The 19873-nt window shown below is 65.9% G+C and carries 19 protein-coding genes and 2 pseudogenes; 14 read left to right on the forward strand and 7 right to left on the reverse strand.

The features are described from left to right. Positions 1 to 735: 735 nt before the first annotated feature. The 4 genes from lpqS (at position 736) to AC5Y2L_RS17000 (ending at position 3680) form a co-directional block, all read left to right on the forward strand. On the forward strand, positions 736 to 1131 hold the full coding sequence (gene lpqS / locus AC5Y2L_RS16985; RefSeq protein WP_499937119.1) for a putative copper homeostasis (lipo)protein LpqS: 396 nt from the start codon (positions 736 to 738) through the stop codon (positions 1129 to 1131). Between the two features lie 242 nt (positions 1132 to 1373). Beyond that, complete coding sequence (locus AC5Y2L_RS16990; RefSeq protein WP_499937117.1) at positions 1374 to 1625, forward strand: hypothetical protein; 252 nt, start codon at positions 1374 to 1376, stop codon at positions 1623 to 1625. A 17-nt stretch (positions 1626 to 1642) separates the two neighbouring features. Then, positions 1643 to 2725 (forward strand): PPE family protein, encoded by a 1083-nt coding sequence (locus AC5Y2L_RS16995; RefSeq protein ID WP_499937115.1) that lies wholly within the window; start codon positions 1643 to 1645, stop codon positions 2723 to 2725. Between the two features lie 253 nt (positions 2726 to 2978). Beyond that, complete coding sequence (locus AC5Y2L_RS17000) at positions 2979 to 3680, forward strand: cation efflux transmembrane domain-containing protein (RefSeq protein WP_499937113.1); 702 nt, start codon at positions 2979 to 2981, stop codon at positions 3678 to 3680. 299 nt (positions 3681 to 3979) lie between these two features. On the opposite strand, the gene AC5Y2L_RS17005 is transcribed toward AC5Y2L_RS17000, so the two are convergent. Next, positions 3980 to 5653, reverse strand: a complete 1674-nt coding sequence (locus AC5Y2L_RS17005; RefSeq protein WP_499937111.1) for an Nramp family divalent metal transporter — start codon at positions 5651 to 5653, stop codon at positions 3980 to 3982. Beyond that, positions 5650 to 7005, reverse strand: a complete 1356-nt coding sequence (locus AC5Y2L_RS17010) for a magnesium transporter MgtE N-terminal domain-containing protein (RefSeq protein ID WP_499937109.1) — start codon at positions 7003 to 7005, stop codon at positions 5650 to 5652. Before AC5Y2L_RS17010 ends, AC5Y2L_RS17005 begins: the two co-directional genes overlap by 4 nt. A gap of 345 nt (positions 7006 to 7350) precedes the next feature. Between AC5Y2L_RS17010 and AC5Y2L_RS17015 the strand changes: the two genes are divergently transcribed. Beyond that, positions 7351 to 9102 carry an NRAMP family divalent metal transporter gene (locus AC5Y2L_RS17015; RefSeq protein WP_499937108.1) on the forward strand — a complete coding sequence of 584 codons (1752 nt, stop codon included), beginning with the start codon at positions 7351 to 7353 and terminating at the stop codon, positions 9100 to 9102. Between the two features lie 102 nt (positions 9103 to 9204). Here the strand turns inward: AC5Y2L_RS17015 and AC5Y2L_RS17020 are convergent, their stop codons facing one another. Together AC5Y2L_RS17020 and AC5Y2L_RS17025 are read right to left on the reverse strand one after the other, a co-directional pair. Then, on the reverse strand, positions 9205 to 10113 hold the full coding sequence (locus tag AC5Y2L_RS17020) for a cation diffusion facilitator family transporter (RefSeq protein ID WP_499937168.1): 909 nt from the start codon (positions 10111 to 10113) through the stop codon (positions 9205 to 9207). A gap of 76 nt (positions 10114 to 10189) precedes the next feature. Further along, entirely contained in the window at positions 10190 to 10546 is a 357-nt protein-coding gene (locus tag AC5Y2L_RS17025) for a TFIIB-type zinc ribbon-containing protein (protein WP_499937106.1), read from the reverse strand. Between the two features lie 321 nt (positions 10547 to 10867). On the opposite strand from AC5Y2L_RS17025, the gene AC5Y2L_RS17030 reads away from it, so the two are divergent. Further along, positions 10868 to 11470, forward strand: coding sequence for a methyltransferase family protein (locus AC5Y2L_RS17030; RefSeq protein WP_499937105.1), 603 nt, complete (start codon positions 10868 to 10870; stop codon positions 11468 to 11470). 113 nt (positions 11471 to 11583) lie between these two features. Here AC5Y2L_RS17030 and AC5Y2L_RS17035 read toward each other — a convergent pair whose 3' ends face one another. Both AC5Y2L_RS17035 and AC5Y2L_RS17040 read right to left on the reverse strand, forming a co-directional pair. Further along, the gene (locus AC5Y2L_RS17035) at positions 11584 to 12891 is read right to left on the reverse strand and encodes a calcium:cation antiporter family protein (protein ID WP_499937104.1); all 1308 of its coding nucleotides are present in this window, start codon (positions 12889 to 12891) and stop codon (positions 11584 to 11586) included. A gap of 116 nt (positions 12892 to 13007) precedes the next feature. Beyond that, positions 13008 to 13382 (reverse strand): ArsR/SmtB family transcription factor, encoded by a 375-nt coding sequence (locus AC5Y2L_RS17040; RefSeq protein ID WP_499937103.1) that lies wholly within the window; start codon positions 13380 to 13382, stop codon positions 13008 to 13010. Between the two features lie 93 nt (positions 13383 to 13475). On the opposite strand from AC5Y2L_RS17040, the gene AC5Y2L_RS17045 reads away from it, so the two are divergent. Continuing rightward, positions 13476 to 14102: a class I SAM-dependent methyltransferase gene (locus AC5Y2L_RS17045; protein ID WP_499937101.1), complete on the forward strand. Its 627-nt coding sequence runs from the start codon at positions 13476 to 13478 to the stop codon at positions 14100 to 14102. Further along, positions 14102 to 14728, forward strand: a complete 627-nt coding sequence (locus AC5Y2L_RS17050) for a methyltransferase family protein (RefSeq protein ID WP_499937100.1) — start codon at positions 14102 to 14104, stop codon at positions 14726 to 14728. Before AC5Y2L_RS17045 ends, AC5Y2L_RS17050 begins: the two co-directional genes overlap by 1 nt. A gap of 384 nt (positions 14729 to 15112) precedes the next feature. Here the strand turns inward: AC5Y2L_RS17050 and AC5Y2L_RS17055 are convergent, their stop codons facing one another. Beyond that, complete coding sequence (locus AC5Y2L_RS17055; RefSeq protein ID WP_499944227.1) at positions 15113 to 15331, reverse strand: PPE family protein, SVP subgroup; 219 nt, start codon at positions 15329 to 15331, stop codon at positions 15113 to 15115. An 84-nt stretch (positions 15332 to 15415) separates the two neighbouring features. Here AC5Y2L_RS17055 and AC5Y2L_RS17060 point away from each other — a divergent pair, with 84 nt between their 5' ends. The 6 genes and pseudogenes from AC5Y2L_RS17060 to AC5Y2L_RS17085 all read left to right on the forward strand — a co-directional run bounded on the left by AC5Y2L_RS17060 (position 15416) and on the right by AC5Y2L_RS17085 (position 19866). Then, on the forward strand, positions 15416 to 15664 hold the full coding sequence (locus AC5Y2L_RS17060; RefSeq protein ID WP_499944242.1) for a hypothetical protein: 249 nt from the start codon (positions 15416 to 15418) through the stop codon (positions 15662 to 15664). A 231-nt stretch (positions 15665 to 15895) separates the two neighbouring features. Beyond that, a complete protein-coding gene (gene cmtR, locus AC5Y2L_RS17065; RefSeq protein ID WP_499937096.1) occupies positions 15896 to 16255 on the forward strand; it encodes a Cd(II)/Pb(II)-sensing metalloregulatory transcriptional regulator CmtR in 360 nt (119 codons plus the stop codon). A gap of 73 nt (positions 16256 to 16328) precedes the next feature. Then, a complete protein-coding gene (locus AC5Y2L_RS17070) occupies positions 16329 to 16607 on the forward strand; it encodes a DUF1490 family protein (RefSeq protein WP_499937095.1) in 279 nt (92 codons plus the stop codon). Between the two features lie 32 nt (positions 16608 to 16639). Then, a complete protein-coding gene (locus AC5Y2L_RS17075; RefSeq protein WP_499944228.1) occupies positions 16640 to 16780 on the forward strand; it encodes a DUF1490 family protein in 141 nt (46 codons plus the stop codon). Further along, positions 16764 to 19116: pseudogene (locus AC5Y2L_RS17080) on the forward strand (heavy metal translocating P-type ATPase). The gene AC5Y2L_RS17075 and the pseudogene AC5Y2L_RS17080 overlap by 17 nt, the downstream one beginning before the upstream one ends. Before the next feature lie 470 nt (positions 19117 to 19586). After that, positions 19587 to 19866: pseudogene (locus AC5Y2L_RS17085) on the forward strand (DUF1490 family protein). Positions 19867 to 19873: the final 7 nt, after the last annotated feature.

Raw genomic sequence — 19873 nt, forward strand, 5'->3', positions numbered from 1 at the left:
CCGGCGGCGGTATCGCCGAGCGCCGGCTGTGTCGCTGTGTCGTCAATCGCGGCATGTCGACACATGGTGCAGCGTCTGCACTTTCATCGTCGGTAATTAAACGCAATCACCTTTCCCGCACCGACCAGCTGTCACGCACCTCGACCCTGCAGCTGGCCACCGCCAATCAGCGGTCCGGCGCACGGCGACCGCGACAGCCTCGACGCTCGGTGCTGCTCCGGCGCGCCGTAGCGCTTTTAGACCTCGACAGCTGTAGTCGGCGCCCCCGGCGTATTTCACCGGCAATGACGATCAGATATGTGGTAGGGCTAAGCGATCTTTGCCACTGGATAGCCTCGCCCAGCACAACGGGGTTGTGTCGCGCACGCAGTACTCGGTAACAAATGGCTTGGCGACAATTGTCGTATTCAACAAGACCGTGGGGGACTAATGTCGAATACAATTCGAACTCCGCCGCACCGTTTGAAAGACAAACTGTAATGTGCTGCGCCGCAGTCGATGCCGCGACGATCGATCAATGAGCGGTGAATATTCCCGCAACGCCCCACGACTATCATGAGGCGATTAGGCCGGCCCTTAGTACTGAATACCCATAATGCTTCAGGTGCACTCACGTGTCCAGCGCGGGCCGGGGTGTGGAATGCCATTTTCAGTTCGACACAGACGGCATCCGAGCCAGAGCGTCCTTGTCTAGGCTGCGTCGGCTGCTACATTTGAGGCACTGTGCTTTGCAACATGAGTAGGCAGCCATGGCCGCGATCGGTCATTGCCATCGCGGCCATATTATGGCTGCTGCTCGGCGGCGTCGGTGAGCCACAGCGGTCGGTGGCCCCCGGCTCGGACGCAGTGCACACCGCCGCTGCTTCACTTGGCAAAGTGGTGGCTGTCAACGCCGACCACACGCGGGTTGACCACGATTCGCTATCGGCGTCCCCCAAAGTGTTTGTGACGGTGGCTGTCCCAAGGTGGGCGATCACACTGGTCGCCCTTGGGCTGCTCGCCGCAGTGGCCAACATCGCCGCCTCATTCGCTGACCGGGTGCTGCCTCCTGGGCGCGGCCCTCCTTTTGAATTCACCACTGCCCGTTGCGGTCAAGACCTTTTGACGCGGTTCTGCCTGTCCCGTCGCTGATCGGACAGCGTCAGGCCGTCGTGCGTTGCAGCGCGGCCGGTGACCGCTGGCCCAAGTTGATAGCCGCCTGTAGCTGTAATGCTGCACGTGACGCGACGACTCAGCATCCACCCCGAGCGAGTCGACGCGTCTGCGGCACACCCTCCGCGGCTGTCAACGCCACCGGCACGCCCTGAGATCAGCCAAGCACCGGAGTTGGTTCCCGCGATCCGAGGACGTGCATGTCGTACAGAAAGCCATCCATGTCATTCCACATCATCGAGCCGCGGCGACACGCAGTGGTGATCGACAAGCTAACGATCGGGTTCATGACCACCGCCGGGTGCACGATTGTGCCGCCGACTACCGCGCCGCCAGCCGCACCCGCCCACCAGGATCGGGGGATCGGCGCCCGCACCCCAGCAGTCGCCCTGGGCGGGTGGGCGGTCGCCGTGCAGGGCGGGTGCAACGCGCATGTCGGCACCCAGGTGGCGACCGCGTCGTCGGCGCGCTGAGCACACCGGAGTCACATATGGATTTCGGGGCGTTACCTCCGGAGATCAACTCCCTCAGGATGTATTTGGGTCCAGGCTCGGGGCCGATGTTGGTGGCCGCCGCCGCCTGGGACTCTCTGGCTGACAAGCTTTATTCCACAGCGACATCGATCCGGTCGGTAATGGATGGTCTGACCAGCGAACAATGGAAGGGTCCCGCAGCCTCGTTGATGGCGGATGCGGTCACGTCGTACTTGACATGGCTGGCGGTCACCGAAGAGCGTGCGGAACAGGCCGCCGCGCACGCCAGGGATGCGGTAGCTGCCTACGAAGCCGCTCACGCGATGACGGTGCCCCCCGCGGTCGTCTTGGCCAACCGCAGCATGTTGACATCGCTGGTGGCCACGAACTTCTTGAGTCAAAACACGCCGGCGATCGCGGCGGTCGAGGCCGACTACAGCGAGATGTGGGCCCAAGACGCCGCTGCGATGTACAGCTATGCAAGCCGCTCAGCGGCCGCCTGCAAGCTAACGATGTTCACCCCGCCGCCCGCGGAGTTGTTAGCTCTGGCCGCATTAGCCCAGCGATCCGCGGGCGCAACCGCGGTGACGACCACAGCCCCGGTGAGCGCCACCGACTCACCGGGGCTGTCGGCGGTGCCTTCGGCCCTGCTGCGGCTCCTCTCACCCTCATCGCCGCCCGCCGCTCCTGCCGAGATGCTGGGTGCCACGGATGATCCGATGCCTTCCGACGCCGCCACCGACACCTCGGATATTGATTCCGCGATGTCGGCGATGCAATCGCTGATTCCGCCTCTGCGGCCTGTACGCAAAAGGCGCAGCCCCGACAGCAACGACGTTCGACAACGCGGACAGGCGATATCGATGCGGGCCTGGTTCGGCGGCAACCGTGCTGCCTGGAAAACCCGACAGGGCGGGCGCCTTGGATGGACCGCTGAAACGGCGGCACACCAGGACATTGTCTCGGCCACCACGATCGGCCGACTGTCGGTGCCGCAAACCTGGGTGGCAACGACCGGGGTACACCCTGCCCCTGTTGCGGCGTGGCCGAGACCCGCGCGCGACACCTCGACATCAGGCAGAAATGGGCCGGAGGTCTAACCATGCGGAACAGGCCCGCGCGCCAAGTCTGGACCATGCCCGCCGGCAGCGGCTTGCCGGCACCACAACGCCAGTGTCAGCCGCCATATCCCGAAAACCCGTGCAAACCACACCAGCCGGCGCCGCTCGGCGCCGCGCGAGAGGCCACAGTGACCGTGCTCTACCGGCCTACCGTATCGGAGGCGGTCGACGGCTGCACCGTGCCCTTATGTCCTGCCTGCGTTGAGGGCCCCCTAAGACCGGAGCTGACCGCATGACCCCGGCCAGCTCGCCGGGCGATCCCGCTACAGTCGTCGAGGACTCCTGTCGTGCCACCACGTGTTCGGCAGCTGAACCGCATCCCCAGCGAAACGCCGGATGGCATCGCGCCGCGCGGTGGGCACGGGGGCTGGCCTTCGCCAGCCTGCTCTTTGTCATCGTCCAGGGCGCGATCGGCGTATGGCAGGGGGTGATGGCCGATTCTATTGCGCTGACCGGGTGGGCGTTGGGAAGCGCCCCAGAGGCTTTGGGGAGTTTGATCCTGATATGGCGGTTCAGCGGCTGGCGCACGCTATCCGAGACCGCCGAGCGGCGCGCTCAACGCGGCGTCGCGGTGTCATTCTGGCTCACTGCCCCCTACATTGCCGCCGACTCGATTCACCACCTACTCAGCGAACATGAAACGCACGCCGCCCTAGTCGGGATAGTGCTGACCGCCGTCGCATTGGTGCAGATGCCGATCCTGGGTCGCGCTCAACACGCACTCGGCAACCGATTGGGCTCAGCAGCCACCGTCGGCAAAGGTATCCAAAATTACTTGTGCGCTGCTGAAGCGGCCGCGGTTTTGATCGGTCTGGCCGTCACCGCCAACTGGCCGAGCGGACGGTGGCTGGATCCCACGATCGGACTGCTCATCGCCGCGATCGCGTTCTGGCAAGGCATCCGGTCTTGGCGCGGACAGGACTGCGGATGCTAATGCGGCTGGCGCCGGGAATCGGCTCCTCGGTCGGGCCCGTACCCAGCTGCTGTCAAGGCTGTAGCCAAATACGCCAGCCCGACCCAGGTGCTCAGCGACCATCAGGAAACTTCCACCCATGTCGCCGCGGTGGCCGGTGAGAGGAAGCAGAAAGGACGCCCGCTCCCTAGGCCGAGGCCGGCCCCTGTGGCGTGCCCAGACCCCGCATCACCCCACCCGGCGGCTGTATCAGCGACAGTCAATAGGGAGGCCCGGGTTGACCGTCCCATCGACGGTTGGGCCAACACCGAAACTAACGCTCACGCGCGACCGAGTTCGATGGCTTTAACGAGGAGCAGGATCACGCCGACGACCAGATACCCGCGCAGGGCGAGCATGCCCAGCTTTGTGCCGGCCGACCACGTGACCGGCTCGAGCAGGGTCAGCCGTGGCATTCGCCATGTTTTCCGGTCTTCACCCGTTATCGCGGGTGAGACCGATTGGGGCGTGGTTGGTTGCGGCTGGCGGCGGGCCACCAAGCGCAGGATGGAGATCGCGGCTATAGCGAGCAGAACGAGGCCGTTAGCAAGGTGACCGGTGAAATCAACGATGTCAAGGCGGGGAAACAGGGTGCTTGCCATCAGTAACCCAGACAACAGCAGCAGGACGCCGACGACGAGGCTGGCCACCGCGTTGAGCCAAGGGCGATTCACCCACGGCCCCAAGACTTCCCGGTCATTGCACAATAGCAGCAGAAAGACGGTCGCGCTGGGCAGCAACAGCCCGGCCAGGGCTTGCACGGCGGTGGTGATCAAACCCAGCGGTGCGCCGGGAATGAGCACGATCACCGCGGCGAGCACCACCATCGCGGTGTAGGAGAAGTAGAACTGTTTGGCGTCGCCGAAACCGCGGTGCAGCGAATGCTTGAGACCGAACGTGTCGCCGAAAGCATAGCTAGTGGCCAGCGTTACCGCGGCCGCGCCGAGGATCGATGCGTCGAGCAACACGACCGCGAACAACGAGCCCAAAGTGTTGTGGTATTCGCCGAGTAGCCGCGCGACAGTACCGGCGTCGACGAATCCGCCGCGGCTGTTGGTAGCGCGCGCGGCCCAGTCGCCGGTGATGATCAGCGCCGCCGCCCCGCTCACGACGACAACGGCACCCACCGTGGTGTCGGCGCGTTCGTAACCGATGAAGCGGGGGGTGATGCGCTTGTCCACGACGTTGGACTGCTGAAAGAACAGCTGCCAGGGGGCGACCGTGGTGCCGACGATCGCGATGATCAGCAGCACCCCGTCCGAGGTGACTCCACCCGACACGCTGGGGATAACGAACGACTTGGCCGCCCGTCCCCAGTCCGGGTGTGACATCAACAGCATCGGTACCTGCAGCAGGGTAATCGCGACGAACACGAACATGGCGCGTTCCCAACGCCGGAAGCTGCCGGTGGCCATGATCGCGATCAGCGCGACCGCAGCGGTCGGCACGACTACATACTTGGAGATGCCGAAATAGTTGGCCGCCAAGGTGATTCCGATGAATTCGGCGACCAGTGTGAGGAAGTTCAGCAAGAACAGGTCCCCTACGGAGAACCATCCCCAACCGCGTCCGAAGCGTTCGTTGATCAGCCGGGCGTGACCTACGCCGGTGACCGCGCCCAGCCGAACCACCATCTCCTGGTTGACGATCAGCACCGGAATCAACAACACCAGCACCCATAGCAGGCTGTAACCGTGGTTTTGCCCTGCCTGCACATAGGTCGCCACACCTCCCGCGTCGTTGTCGCCGACCATCACGATCAAACCGGGCCCGATGATCGCCAGCAGGGTCGCCAGGCGGGACTTCACGGTGCGCGGATGCTCCGTGTCGGTGAGCCTGATCCGACCCAGGGCGCCTTCGATATCACCCAGGTGCGCACTGTCGAGCACCGCGCTGCGGTGCGGCACCGTGGCCTGCGCCGTCCTGCCGACGGTGGTGCTGTCGTTGCTGCTCATGGCCGATCACCGCTGTCACCGCTGATCCCTGCCGGGTCGTCGGCGGCGGCGATGCCGTTGGTTTCGCGCACCGGGTGCGGGGCGGGTTCTCGTCGACGCCAGTCTTCGGGAATGGTGGCCGCCAGCACATCGTCGACGGTGACGACGCCAAGCACCCGATCGTCGTCATCGACGACCGGAATGGTGTAGAGGTTATAGTCGGCCATCAGCAATGCGACGTCGGTCAGATCGGCATCTGCGCCCACCCTGACCGGATCCGGATCCATCAGTGTCGCAACGGTGTCCGCCGCATCAGCCTGCACGAGAGTGATCACCGACACCGCGCCGGCCAGCTGTCCGCGCTCGCTGAGGATGTGCATCTGCAGCAGCGCCTCGGGCTGCATGGCCTGTGCGCGGCCGATGACTGCCAGCGCCTCGCCCGCTGTCGCCTCTGCTCGACACGAGGCGACATCGAGGTTCATCAGCCCGCCCGCGCTGTCGGGATTAAACCCCATCAAGGTAATCACCTTGGTGCGCTGCGGTGCCGGTATCAGGTCCAGAACTCGCCGGCGCCGGGACTGACGCAGATCGACGATCGCGTCGGCGGCGTCGTCAGCGCGCATCCGACCGAGCAGCGCGGCGACGTCGCGGTCGGACATGTCGTCGAGCAGCCGACTGGCCTTGTCGGGGTCGAGTTCCTCGAACACGTCGGCTTCCAGTTCTGGGTCGCTGCGTACCCGGTCGAGTATTTCGCCGCCCTCTGCCTTGTCGGCGTCTTCGAGCAGGTCGGCGATTTGCGCGGGCTTGAGCGTTCCTACCCGCCCAGAAACCAGGCGCACCGCCAGTGAGCGGACATCGCCGATCAAGGGTTCGAACGCTTTCCAGTCGCGGGCCGGATGGCCGCCGGGCGTCTTGAGCAATCCGAAAAACCGGGGCGGGCGGCGGGTGTCCAGGTGTGCCAGCACCCACCCGTCTGCTCTGCGTTCGAGTTCAACATCGTAGGCGCGCACCAATTCACCTGCGGCAACGTCGATCAATCGATGCCCCAGCACGTCGCCGCGCAACAGCACCTCACCCTCACGGCGCTCGAACCGCCGCAGGTCAATCTCGTTTTTCGTCAGTACGATCCGGTCTGAGTCGTAGCGCTGGACGGATCCGCTGCCGACAAACACCCGCCGGCCCCCGACCCCGGCCACGATGCCCGTCACCAGCGGGTAGGTGTCTGCACCGCGCAGCCGGACGATGACGTCCTCGGCCCGACCCACCACCTCGCCGGAACGCGTCTCCACGGGGGCCCGCAATAACTCAGACAAATGGATCGACGGGACTCCGACACCGGGACCGGCGGGACCGGTGGTGGATGAGTTGCCCATGAGTTTCTCCCTTGACTAGCTGCGCTGCTGCGAATCCGAACGCACGGAACGGCAGAAGCGCAGAACGCGCTGATAGTTACCGACGATGCCGACGCGAGGGCAAGCAAACATTAATACATAGCAATGTATGCATGCAATATGTTACGGTGGATGGGTCTAATGGGGTGAACTAGGAAGTCAGGTGCCTGTGGGCTGCGTCACACCCGAAAGTTTGGGGCTTCAACCCTTATAGTTCGTCCATCCATACTTTAGGCCCGTGCCGAAGGGTGATGGTGTCGGGGGCTCGGGCGGATCACCGCATCCGGTGCCGCAGCTGGGGTCGCGCCACCGCGTCGCTGGCGTGCGATGACCACGCAGGACGTGGCCTTCACGGCGTGGGCGGGCGAGGACACCGCCCGCTCAAACGATCGTGCACGGGTGCATCGGGCTCGGGCGAGTGGCAAACGCCGGCACCTGGCGTGGCTCCTCGTGGGCCCCGGAATCCTGGCCATGCTGGGGGAGAACGATGGTCCGAGCATGATCTCCTACGCGGCCGACGGGGCGAGCTACGGGCTGGGGTTCTTCCTGCCATTCATCGTCGTGCTGTTCGCCATGGCATACGTGTGCCAGGAGATGTGCATGCGGGTCGGCGCCGTCACCCACCGGGGATACGGCCAGCTTGTACTGCAGCGTTTCGGCCCGGTGTGGGGCTGGTTCGGGGCTGCTGATTTGGCTGCCACCAACCTGGCGACCCTGATCGCCGAGTTCGTCGTGATCCGGGTGGGGCTGGCCTACTTCGGGTTGGCAGCGCCGGTCGCGGCGCTGCTCGGGGTGGCGCTGGTCATGCTGACACTCAGCGGGGGCCGCTACTGGCGGTGGGAGCGGGCAGTGCTCGGCCTGGCGGTGTTCAATGGGTTGTTCCTGGTAGCCGCTATTTTGGTGCGCCCAGACATGGGCGCGATTGCCCACGCGTTCGCGACATTCGGGCCGATGCCTACCGGAAATCTCACCACCATTCTGTTGCTGGTGGCCTCGACGATCGGGGCGACCGTGACGCCGTGGATGGTGTTCTTCCAACAGAGCGCGTCCGCGGACAAGGGCATGACCGCTCACGATCTTGCGCACGGGCGGTTCGACACCGCGCTTGGCGCGGTGGTGGCGGCGGTCTTCGGCTGTGGCGCGCTCGTGGCGGGGTCGGCGCTGGCCGGCGGTGGCGGCTCGGCGATCCAGGGTCTGGCCGGCGCCGGTTTTCCCGCCGCGCTGAGCACACGCATCGGGGGTGCGGTGGGGACGGTTTTCGCGCTCGGGTTGATCGAGGCCGGGGCTGTGGCAGTTCTGACCATCTCCGCCAGCACCGCCTACGCCATCGGCGAATGCGTCGGCGTATCGCACAGCTTCAACGCCCCACCGCGGCGTGCCAGGCTGTTCTATGGGGTGAACGTGGCCTGCGCCCTGCTCGCCGCGGGCGTCATTCTCATCCCCGGCGCCCCGCTGCTAGCGATCGCGCTCAACGCCAACGTTCTCGCGACCGAGCTGGTGCCGGTCACGCTGATTTTCGTGATGATGCTGGCCCGCGACCGCGCGTTGATGGGGCCGTGGGTCAACACCAGGTTGAACCACTGTGCTCGGTTGCGCGGTGATCGCCATGGTCGCCGCTTGCGGGGCCGCCTATGGCATCGCCTCGTTCCTGCAAACCACCCACTTGCTTCACACCCCGTAGCCCAGGAGGAACTTTCACATGCCCCCGCCCGAAATCAACGCGGACGAACTGGTGGCCTTTCTCGAATCCGGGCAGCTGACCACCGCCCGATCCCGACCGGTGCCTCGTGCGCACCTGAGCACCGGCACGCAGGTCGCGCTGTGGGCACTGCGGATCATTGCGGTGCTGCTCACCGTTATCGTCACCTATACCTTCATCGCCCAGCTCACCTGACATGCTCACAGCCCAGCAACGCTGGGTTCGCATGGGGGCCCAGCACCTCACACCACACCTGGCCGAACTATTCGGCGACCAGGGCCCGCGGCGTGGGCAAGATGGTGCACGCTCGCGGCGAGCATGTTAAGCGAAGGTGTAACAGGCCGTCGATTTGCCAACGCCGCCACGAGCATTGGGTGTGAGCGGCGGCATCAACGCGAGCCGTCGTGATTGTGACAATGGGCCACGCTGAGGCCAGCGAGGCGGTCGCGCTGTGCGGTCGCCTGGCGTGGTTGATCCTCGGATCAGGGGCGGTGCACCGGCCCGTGTGGTTCGGCGCAGTGCTCGTCGCCGGTCTGTCCGTCATCGGCGACGGCGTGGTCGACTTGCAAGGTGGTGTGCTCGACCCCGAACTCGTCGTGCAGCACCGTTTCGATGCGGGAGCGGACGGTGCGAGCGTCGGCGTCGTCAGCGACGAGCACGTGTGCTGACAGCGACGGCTGACCGGAGGTGATCTGCCAAATGTGGAGGTCATGCACCTCAGCCACGTGTGGTACCGCGACAATCTTGGCGCCGATCTCCGCCGGATCTAGGTGTGCCGGGGCGGCCTCTAAAAAGATTCGACCCGACTCGCGCACCAGGGCCCACCCGGCCTTGGCCATTAGCCCTGCGACTACTAGGGCCGCGATGGCGTCGGCGCGGGCGAAGCCAGTCGCCCACACCACCGCACCGGCGATCGCGGTGCCGATGAACGCATACAGGTCGTTGAGGATGTGCTGAAAAGCGCCCTCCACATTCAAGCTGGAGCGGTTCGCGCGACTGATCGACCACGTGGCGACGATGTTGATGACAATGCCGGCCAGTGCGGTGAACAGCACCAGCGGTCCCGCCACCTGCGGCGGGGTGATCAGCCGACGCACTCCCTCGTAGAGGAACCACACCGTCAGCAGCAGCAAGGTGATCCCGTTGGCCTGCGCGGAAAGGATCTCCACCCGCTTGAACCCGTAGGTGTAGCGGCCCCGCGCCGGTCGCCGCGCCAGCCGGATCGCGATCAGGGCCAGAACGATCGACGCCGCGTCGGTAAGCATGTGACCGGCATCGGAGATCAATGCCAGCGAGTTCGCCACCAGGCCGATAACCACCTCGATGGCCATGAACACGACGATCAGCCCCAGCGCGATCGCTAACCATTTGCCATCCGCATCCGCCGACATCCCATGCCGGTGGTCACCGCCGTGGCCATGTGCGTTGGTCCGCTCGGGTGTTGCCGGCTCCGCGTCGCGCTTGCGATCAGTGGTGTCCGCCACGATAGCCTCCGTGGTGGCCGCCGTAGTAGCCCTCACCGAACAGCCCGCCGAGAAAGCCCCTGGGGCGGGGAGCCTCGACATATGCCGGCTGCGCCGGGTACTGCTGCTGAGGCGGATAAGTTCCCGGAGGCGGCTGCGGGGGTTGCGATTGGGCGGCGTAAAACTTTCCTTCGGCCTCAGAGAGCTGCTCCAGCTCTCCGCGGTCAAGGAAAATGCCGCCGCAGCCGGTGCACTGATCGATCGTGACCCCAAACCGCTGTACGGGCAGCATCTGTGAAACACACCGCGGACACAGCAGCGTCGACTCCCTGGTTTCGGTTGATTCGCGCTTTTGCTCCATATGCCCTCCTTGGTAGGTACCTGGCCTGCCGCCAGGCTAACAAAAGATAACCGCATGCGCATGTATGCATTAAAACAACTTAGGAGCTGGCTTGGCTCGGCTCGGTCAGCGGTGGGGAGTATGCGCGCGGGCGCGAATACCGCGAGCCGCCGCGCTGGTGGGCCGCCGGGTATCAGGCTGGCGGCCGCGACGACCCGGCAGGCGGCCACGGGCAGGATCAGCGCGTGGTCGTGCACAAGTGACCAGCGCACGTCGAGGCCAAGCCTTGCATGCGTTAATTGCTATGTATTAATATGATGATCCCACCGTGAGGAATCGTTGATGGCTTTGATCGCAGTTCTGCTGTATGTCCTGTTTGGTGCGCTCGGGTTTGGCTGGCGCAGCTGGCGGCAGTGGCGCATGACCGGATCGACCGGCTTCCGCGGTGTCGGTGGCCGGTTCGGATCGCTCGAGTGGACCGCCGGCGCAGGGTTCGTCGCGGCCATCATCATCGGTCTCACAGCACCGCTGCTGCAACTGGCCGGCGCGCTTTCCCCGCTCGATGTGCTGCACGCGACCTGGATACAGACAACCGGCATCGTCGTCGCTGTAGTCGGGATCGGCGCCACCGTCTACGCGCAGAACGACATGGGCGAGTCCTGGCGGATCGGGGTCGATCCTAGCGAGACCACGACCTTGGTGCGTCACGGCGTGTTTGCAGTAGTCCGCAACCCGATCTTCTCCGCGATGCTGGTTTTCGCCGCTGGCATTGCGCTCATGACGCCCAATCCGCTTGCGCTCGCCGGTTTTGTGCTCTTGACCGCGGCAATCGAGCTGCAGGTCCGTGGTGTCGAAGAGCCCTACCTTCGCACCGTGCACGATCAGCAATATGGCGAGTACACCGCCACAGTCGGGCGATTCGTTCCCCGAGTCGGGTTGTCCTGACGTCGAGCAGTCGGTGATGGGACGTCCGTCAGCGGCGCAGGCAGCCGGCGACGCCATCAAGTCGCACCGGCCTACCATCATCACGGGCGCGGGTCGATCACAAGCGCCCTAAATCAGGCCGATCGCTCCTGTGACAGGGCGTTGGGCTGTGGTTTTCGTACCGCAGCAGTAGCCAGCGACCGAAGGTTACGACGGTGGGCGACGAAGAACACTGCGGCGACGAGAACATAGACGACGGAGATGACGTAACGGGCCTGCTCGCTAGGAAGAATGAACTGGGCGGCGAACAAACCGAACAGCAGCAGGGCCTTGGCTCCGGTCAGACGCAGGTTGAGCAGCACCGCGATGCCCAGCACCGTCTGGGCGGTGGTCAAAACGAACTCTTCGACCTGGCGCGCGTCCAGAGGCAGCCCCGCTGTTACGCCGCCACCCAGGTAGTAGGCGATCGGCAGGCAGGCGATTAACAGCGTCCACTGGTTGAACTTCGCGGCGAGCAAGGCACCCATGCCGTCATCGGCACGACCACGCAGGGCGAAGGTGATCGCCACCAGAACCTCGGGGGATTCCGAAGCGATCGGCGCCAGCCACTGCACGAGCAGGAACCGGTCGATGCCCAACTGGCTGCCGGCGTCGACTAATGCGTTTCCGAACGGCTCTGCCGCTGAAAGTATCACCACGGCGGCGGCGGCGAACAGCAGCGTGACCAGCAATCGGCGGCGTACTCGCGGCTGCGCGGCCACTTTAGCCGCCACCCCGGACAACTCCTCCTGCGATTCGGCGCTACCACGAATGCGCCACAGATATGCACCGAATATGCTTCCGAGGACTACGGCGTCGTACCAAGCCAGGCGTCCGGTCAACGGAATGATCAGCGCATAAACGGTGGCCGTGCCCAAAAACAGTAATTCCACGCGACGGTGCGCGGTCACGCTCGCCGCTCCGCTCAGCCAGCCGGTGGGCTCGCCGCTAGTGTCGATGCCGGCATGGCGTCGGCGCAGCGCCCAGATCGCGGTGAACGCCAGCAGCGGCCAGGCCACACCGATGAGCAAGCGGTTGGCGCCGGTCATGTTCGCGGTGGCAAACGCGGCGTACTCCGGGCGGTGCCCAGCGCTGTAGGCGAAGAAGATGTCCACCGCGTACTCGGGCAGGATCGCGACCAGCGCAAGCAGGGCCAGCGCCAGACTGCCGGAAATGTCTGCACGAGCCGCTTCGGCCGCCCACATCAGCAGCGCTACCGATGCCAGCACGCCCGCACCGAATACCGCGACTGCGATCGGTGCAGGTAACGCGATTCCGCTCAGCCGCAGCACAACCGCGGGCGCGGCCACCAGCAACGCCACCACCACTCGCGTGGCCGCCGTGCGCCCGGACAGCACGTCGCCTATATCGGGTTCAGCGGCATTGCCCACGAAGGTACCCACAGAACTTGACTGATGGCTTTACCTGATGACTGACCGAGCGGCAGGCGGCTTCCCATGGCCGTTCGGGTTTCCTGGTCGATCCCGCTGCTCGTCATGACCTCCACCGTGCATGTCGGTCATCCGGCGGCCTCCCCAGCACGTGAGTGGCCATAATTCGGGCACAACGCGACCGCGCTGCCGGCCGCGTCCAGCAGCGCCTCGGCGGCCCGGAACAGCTCCAGCAGCTCCACCCGGGTGAGCCGATACACCGACGCGCGGCCCTGCGGGCGGTAGTCGATCAGCCCACATTCGCGCAGGCAGGCCAGATGCGCCGACACCGTCGATTGTGCCAACCCCAGTTCGCCGGTCAGATCCACCACACGTGCCTCACCGACGGCCAGCCGGCGCAGAATCGCCAACCGCGTCGCGTCGGAAAGGCCGTGAAACAACGCCGTCGCCGCATCCAAAGCCCCTGGGTGCACCGCGGTCGTCACATCACTTGTCATCGCCATGCAGCGATGATAACGTATCGGATAATTGATCGTCGAAAGGCGACATTATCGAAAGATAGCGATGGTTAAGAAGCGAGCCACCAATAGATGTTGATGAATCGGGTGGAAACCGCGCTTGTGAACTCCCCGCCGCGGCGATGGCTGCAACGCAGCTACGAAGTGCCGGTGCTACTAAGACTGGGCGGCCGGCTCATGCCAGGGTCACGGGCCCTGGAGATCGGATGTGGCTCCGGATACGGTTCACAGCTCATACTGGAGCGCTTCGGTGCCGCTTGCGTCAACGCCGTGGACCTGGAGCCGGCCATGATCCGGCGGGCCAGCCGGCGGCTGGCGCGCTACGGCGACCGGGTGCGGCTCGCCCAAGGCAGCGCCACCGAGCTGCGTGCGGCGCTGGACGCCCAAGACGTCAGCTACAACGCTGTGTTCGACTTCGGCATCGTCCACCACATCCCGGACTGGCGCAACGCCCTCGACGAGGTCGCCCGAGTGCTGACCCCCGGTGGGCGGTTCTACTTCGAAGAAGTCACCGCCCACGCCCTGGCCCGTCCCACCTACCAGTTGCTGTTTGATCACCCCAGCAATGACCGGTTCACCGCAGGCGAGTTCCTGGATGAACTCGCCCAGCGCGGCCTGGTGGTCCTCGGCTCGATCACCCGCATCCAGGCCGACTACCTGCTTGGCGTGGCCGCCAAGCCGATCCCAACCGGGGGTGCCGCGTGATGGCCGTCGCTGCGCTGGTCCTCTTCGCTGCGACGATGCTGGTGCTCGGTGCGGTCCGTAGGCAGATTGAGCTGCATCGCACCGGCGACACCGGCAACCGGCGCACCTTGCGCCCAGATGGCTCGCTGGAATGGTGGGCACTCGCCGTGGCCGACGTCGGGTACCTAATGGTGGGTGTTGGCGGCCCCGTCTCGCATCTGGCCGGTCTGCCGCCCCTCGCGGTGCTGGATCACCCGATGGCGCGCGGTGTCGGTGTCGCCATCGCGGTACTCGGTATCGTCTTGGCCTTCGGCGCGCAGCTTTCGCTTGGTGATTCCTGGCGGATCGGGATCGACGAGGCAGAACGCACTTCCCTGATCACCGCCGGTGCATTCCGGGTCGTGCGCAACCCGATCTTCACCGCCGTGATCGTCGCGTTCCTGGGCCTGGCGTTGATGGCGCCCAACCCGGTTGCCGTCGCAGGGTTGGGGGTCACGGTGATTGGAATCGGGGTGCAGGTGCGCCTCGTCGAAGAGCCCTACCTGCGCCGTATCCACGGCGTCGCCTACGCGGACTACGCCGCCCGCGTCGGCCGCTTCTTACCCGGTCTGGGCCGACTGCAGCCCGACCGCCAGTACCGGACATAACCAAGCATCAGGCACCCCGCATGCATTCGACCCGCCGCCGCCGCCAACGCTGGGCACGCGCTGGCGAGGACGGCGACGATAACCCCACTCGGATTCCGGTCCAGCTCCAACGATCGCCTGAAACCGTCTGCAGCAACCCCGGATTCGATCGGGCCGCAATCAGCCTGACCAAGATTTTAGCAAGGCCGCGGGCCCATCTGTGCGCCATGAAATGCGTTCGCCGACTGCTCTCGGTTGCATACAAAACACGAAACATCGTCGTGATGGTTGCTGACGGTCGGCTAAAGGGGCTGACAAACCGCCCGTAGCGGCCGGACCGAGCTGGCGTTGACAGTTGGTTCCCTACGGCTATCCGACGGTTGATCAAGGGGCACCATGGGGGTTCTAGGAACCGGGCGTCGGGCACGCGATACCGGTCGCGCCGCGCCCGGGCCCTTCCAGTGGTAGCCCGCCCAGCAGTCCCGCTGGCCCGCCCGCGGTGCCTTCCGGAACAGCGCCCAAGCCGGTGCACGGCAACACGGTTGCGACAGGGCTGATCGCTGGGGCGGCGGTGGCCCAGCTCTGCGGCATCGTCACGGCGCCGATTGAGGCCGCCCGGCCCATGCTCGCCGTCACCGCCGCACCGGTCCCGCCGACGCTCAGTCCAGGCAAACCGGCCGAGTCCACCGCGCCCAACCGAGCCCGCCGATGATGGCCGGCGCGTTCTTACCCGAGACGTTCGTCGCGATCCGTGCGATCCGTGACATCAACGTCGCGCGGTTGGCCGCGATCACCGGGGTGCCGTACCGGTTGATCACCGCCGCTGCCCGCCCGTTGGGGTCAAACCTGAAGTGGTTCATCCAGCGTTCAGTCCGCCCTGCGTGGCGAATGCTCTTCCCGTACCGCAGCCAGCACTTCCGCCAGCATCCTCCTCGCTCGGCGCACCGTCGGGCCTGATGCCGGCCCCGATCCGCCAGACGGTCCCGGCGAATCCCAGATGACGCCTCAACGCTCCTCGTATTCGCACTTGGTGCTTCGGCCCGGTGTTTTGGTCGGAAAGTGGCGCTTGGCTGTCTCGTTTCTAGTAGCGAGACGAACACACGGATGCTCGTAATGGCTGGCGGTGCCATTGCCGAGCGGACGATTCAGCCCTTGCTGTTATATCAGGCGGACTGTACTGTTTTCTGCATGCTGACATGTGAGAAGCGGGAATCGGCGCTGGCGCGGCTGGGGCGGGCGCTGGCTGATCCGACGCGGTGCCGGATTCTTGTGGCGCTGCTTGATGGAGTTTGTTATCCCGGTCAGCTGGCTTCACACCTCGGGTTGACGCGATCGAATGTGTCCAATCATCTGTCGTGTTTGCGGGCCTGCGGACTGGTCATCGCGACCTATGAGGGCCGCCAGGTTCGCTACGCGTTGGCCGACAGTCACCTCGCCCGTGCCCTGGGCGAGTTGGTCCAGGTCGTTCTCGCAGTGGATACCGACCAGCCCTGCGCCACCGAGCAAGCCACCTTCCCGGGGGCGGTTGAGATGGCCATTAGCCCATGAGCAGGCACGGTCCGGGGGCACCGAAGAGCCATGTGATTGGTACTGATACGGCAGAACAGGAGGAGGGTTAGCAGTGGAAGAGCTATTGGTTAAGGCGGCCGGGACAGTGTTCACCGGGCTGGTCGGGGTGAGCGCCTATGAGGCGCTGCGCAAGGCGGTGGGCGCTGCTCCTGTTCACCGAGCAGCGGTGACCGCCACGGAGTGGGGTCTGCGGGGCACCCGGCGTGCGGAGGCGGCCGCCGAGTCGGCCCGGCTGAAGGTCGCCGACGTGGTCGCCGAGGCCCGCGAGCGGATCGGTGACGAAGCCTCCCCGCCGGCTCCCACCAAAGCCGACGATGACGACTGCTGCTGACATGCGCGCTGTCGCCGCCTGTCGCCTGGAGTCTGCGCGTTGCCCGCAAGGCCGAGAAAAGCGCAGAGCAGGCTCGACTGCCAGTCGCCGACGCGCTCGCCGGGCCGATAGGGCGCATCGGGACGGAGTGGCGTCGGCCCCGACCGCCAGTCGCGGATGATGCAGACCACTGATACTGCCCCTGATGCCGGGGGCAAGCTAACCGTGGTATCCGCCGGGGCGGGGCGGATGCGTGTGCGCGCCAGTGGGTTTCGATTCGACGCGGTGCGGGCTGTCGCCATCGAGGACACGGTGGCCAAGGTGCGCGGTGTGCGGGCCGTGCAGGCCTATCCGCGCACGGCCTCGGTGGTGATCTGGTATTCGCCCGCGCGTTGCGACGCCGCTGTTATCCTCTCGGCGATAGGTGATGCCGAGCGGATCCCTGCGGCGTCGGTGCCCGCACGTACCCCGCACTCGGTTGATAGCCGCAGGCCCGGTGTCGTGCACAAGGTCTTCGACTGGGCCACGCGGACGCTGTCAGGTCAGCGCAATGAGGTGCTAGGCCGGTCGCGGGCGGAAAGCGATACCTGCGGCTGCGACCACGACGTTGACGATGATCGCGGGCCGCAACGGCTCTGGCAAGTGGTCAGGCTGCGGCGCGCCGCGTTGTCGGGGGTGCTGCTGACCGCCTCGGCGGTTACCGCATGGATTAGTCCACTCGGCCCGGTCGCGCTGGGCTTGAAGGTTCTTGCGCTCGCTGTGGGCGCTTCGACGTTCGTGCCCTCCAGTCTCAAGCGGCTGACCCAGGGCCGCATCGGTGTCGGCACCCTGATGACCATTGCCGCGGCCGGGGCTGTCGCGCTCGGTCAGGTCGGCGAGGCCGCCGTGCTGGCATTTTTGTTTTCGATCAGCGAGGGCTTGGAAGAGTACGCGGTGGCGCGTACCCGCCGCGGCTTGCGCGCCCTGCTGGCGCTGGTGCCGGATCAGGCCACGGTGCTGCGCGAGGATAGCGAAACCGTGGTGGCCACAGCCGATCTGCGCGTGGGGGATCAGATGCTCGTCAAGCCGGGGGAACGCCTGGCCACCGATGGCATCATTCGTGCCGGGCGCAGCGCGCTGGACGTCTCAGCGATCACCGGCGAATCGGTGCCGGTGGAGGCCGGGCCTGGTGACGAGGTGTTCGCCGGGTCGATTAACGGCTCCGGGGTGCTGCAGGTGGAGGTCACCGCGACCGCGGAGGACAATTCGCTGGCGCGCATCGTGCACATCGTGGAAGCCGAGCAGGCCCGCAAGGGTGCTAGCCAGCGGCTGGCCGACCGTATCGCGCGGCCATTGGTGCCGGGCATCATGATGGCCGGGGCGCTGATCGCCGTCACGGGCGGCGTTTTGGGTAGCCCGGTGGTCTGGATTGAACGCGCTCTGGTGGTGTTGGTCGCGGCCTCCCCGTGCGCGCTGGCCATTGCCGTGCCGGTGTCTGTGGTGGCGGCCATCGGTGCTGCCTCCAAATTCGGCGTACTCATCAAAGGCGGGGCCGCGCTGGAAGCCTTGGGCACCATCGGCGGGATCGCCCTGGACAAGACCGGAACGTTGACGGCAAACCGGCCCGCGGTCATCGACGTCGCTACCACCAACGGCGCCAGCCGCGAGGAGGTGCTGGCGGTGGCGGCCGCGCTGGAGGCCCGAAGCGAACACCCCCTGGCCGCGGCCATCCTCGCCGCGACCCAAGCCCCGATCGCCGCCGCCAGCGACGTGCAAGCCGTCCCCGGGGCCGGGCTGACCGGTCACCTCGACGGGCATGCCCTCCGACTAGGGCGGCCTGGCTGGCTCGACCCCGCCGGCCTCGCCGATCAGGTGGCACGCATGCAACACGCCGGGGCGACAGCGGTTCTCGTCGAACGCGACAACCAGCTGCTCGGTGCCATCGCCGTGCGCGACGAACTACGCCCCGAAGCCGCCGAAGTCGTCGCCTCGCTCAGCGCCGACGGCTACCTGGTGGCGATGTTGACCGGCGACAACCACGCCACCGCCGCCGCCCTGGCCGCCCAAGCCGGAATCGAACACGTGTATGCCGAGCTGCGGCCCGAGGACAAAGCCCACCTGGTCGGAGAGCTGCGTGCTCAGCGACCCACCGCGATGGTGGGCGACGGCGTCAACGATGCTCCGGCCCTGGCCGCCGCCGACCTGGGCATTGCGATGGGCGCCATGGGAACCGACGTCGCCATCGAAGCCGCCGACCTCGCGCTGATGGGCCAAGACCTGCGGCACCTGCCCCAAGCGCTTGAGCACGCCCGCCGCTCCCGGCAGATCATGCTGCAAAACGTGGGACTGTCGCTGGGCATCATCACCGTGCTGATGCCCCTGGCGTTGTTCGGAACCCTCGGCCTGGCCGCGGTCGTGCTCGTGCACGAGCTCACCGAGGTCATTGTCATCGCCAACGGCGTGCGCGCCGGACGCGTCAAACCACTGACGGCGCCAACCCAAGACACCCGACCGCGTCACGAAAAAAGGCAATTTTGAGTCTGCTCGGTAGCGGCGATGGCGCAGCTCGCGATAGAACGAAGCGGTGTCTAACAAACTCACCGCGATCGGCTATCGGGTCACCATCGAACCCGCCGCCTAGCATTGACAGCCCCCAATGCAGCTTCGGCCCGCCAGGCCCGTCGGGGAAGTTGGTGTCGCCTGCCCACACACCTTGGGTAATTCTCCGGTCAGACAACAGTCAGGGTCGTGCGGAGGTGAAGCCCTTACCGAATTCTTTACGCGCTGCACAATCGGCACATGAGAGTGAAGATTGTCTGTTTCGACGGTGCCCGAAGGGCCGGGAAGCCGATGCCCGTGTGGTGCGGCAGCGGCAGGATTGGCCGACGTCGAGATCGCGTATCGGCGGGTCACCTACGGACCAAGAGGCGGCGGCCTTGCCGTTCGCGGGCTCTCCAACCGGCGACAGGGCTCGGCTGAGCCGCGCCGGACAGGGCGGAATTTGAACGGGTGCTGGTAGCGATGTTGCATGGGTTATTGGGTAAGGCAGGGTCGGCGGTGTTCACCGGGCTGGTTGGGGTGAGCGCCTACGAGGTAGTGAAGAAGGCGGTGGGCAAGGCTTCCGTGTCGCCGGGCCACGGTCGCAACGACGGAGTGAAGTTGGCGCGGAATCCGGCGCGCCGAGGTGGCCGCGGAGTCGGTGCGGCTGAAGGTCTCCGATGTGGTGGTCGAGGCCCGGGAATGGATCGGCGAAGAGGTCCCTGCGCCAGCCGCCGCCGAAGTGCACGACCACGAGCACTGACCTGTTG

This window comes from Mycobacterium sp. NGS66 (genome assembly GCF_059812225.1).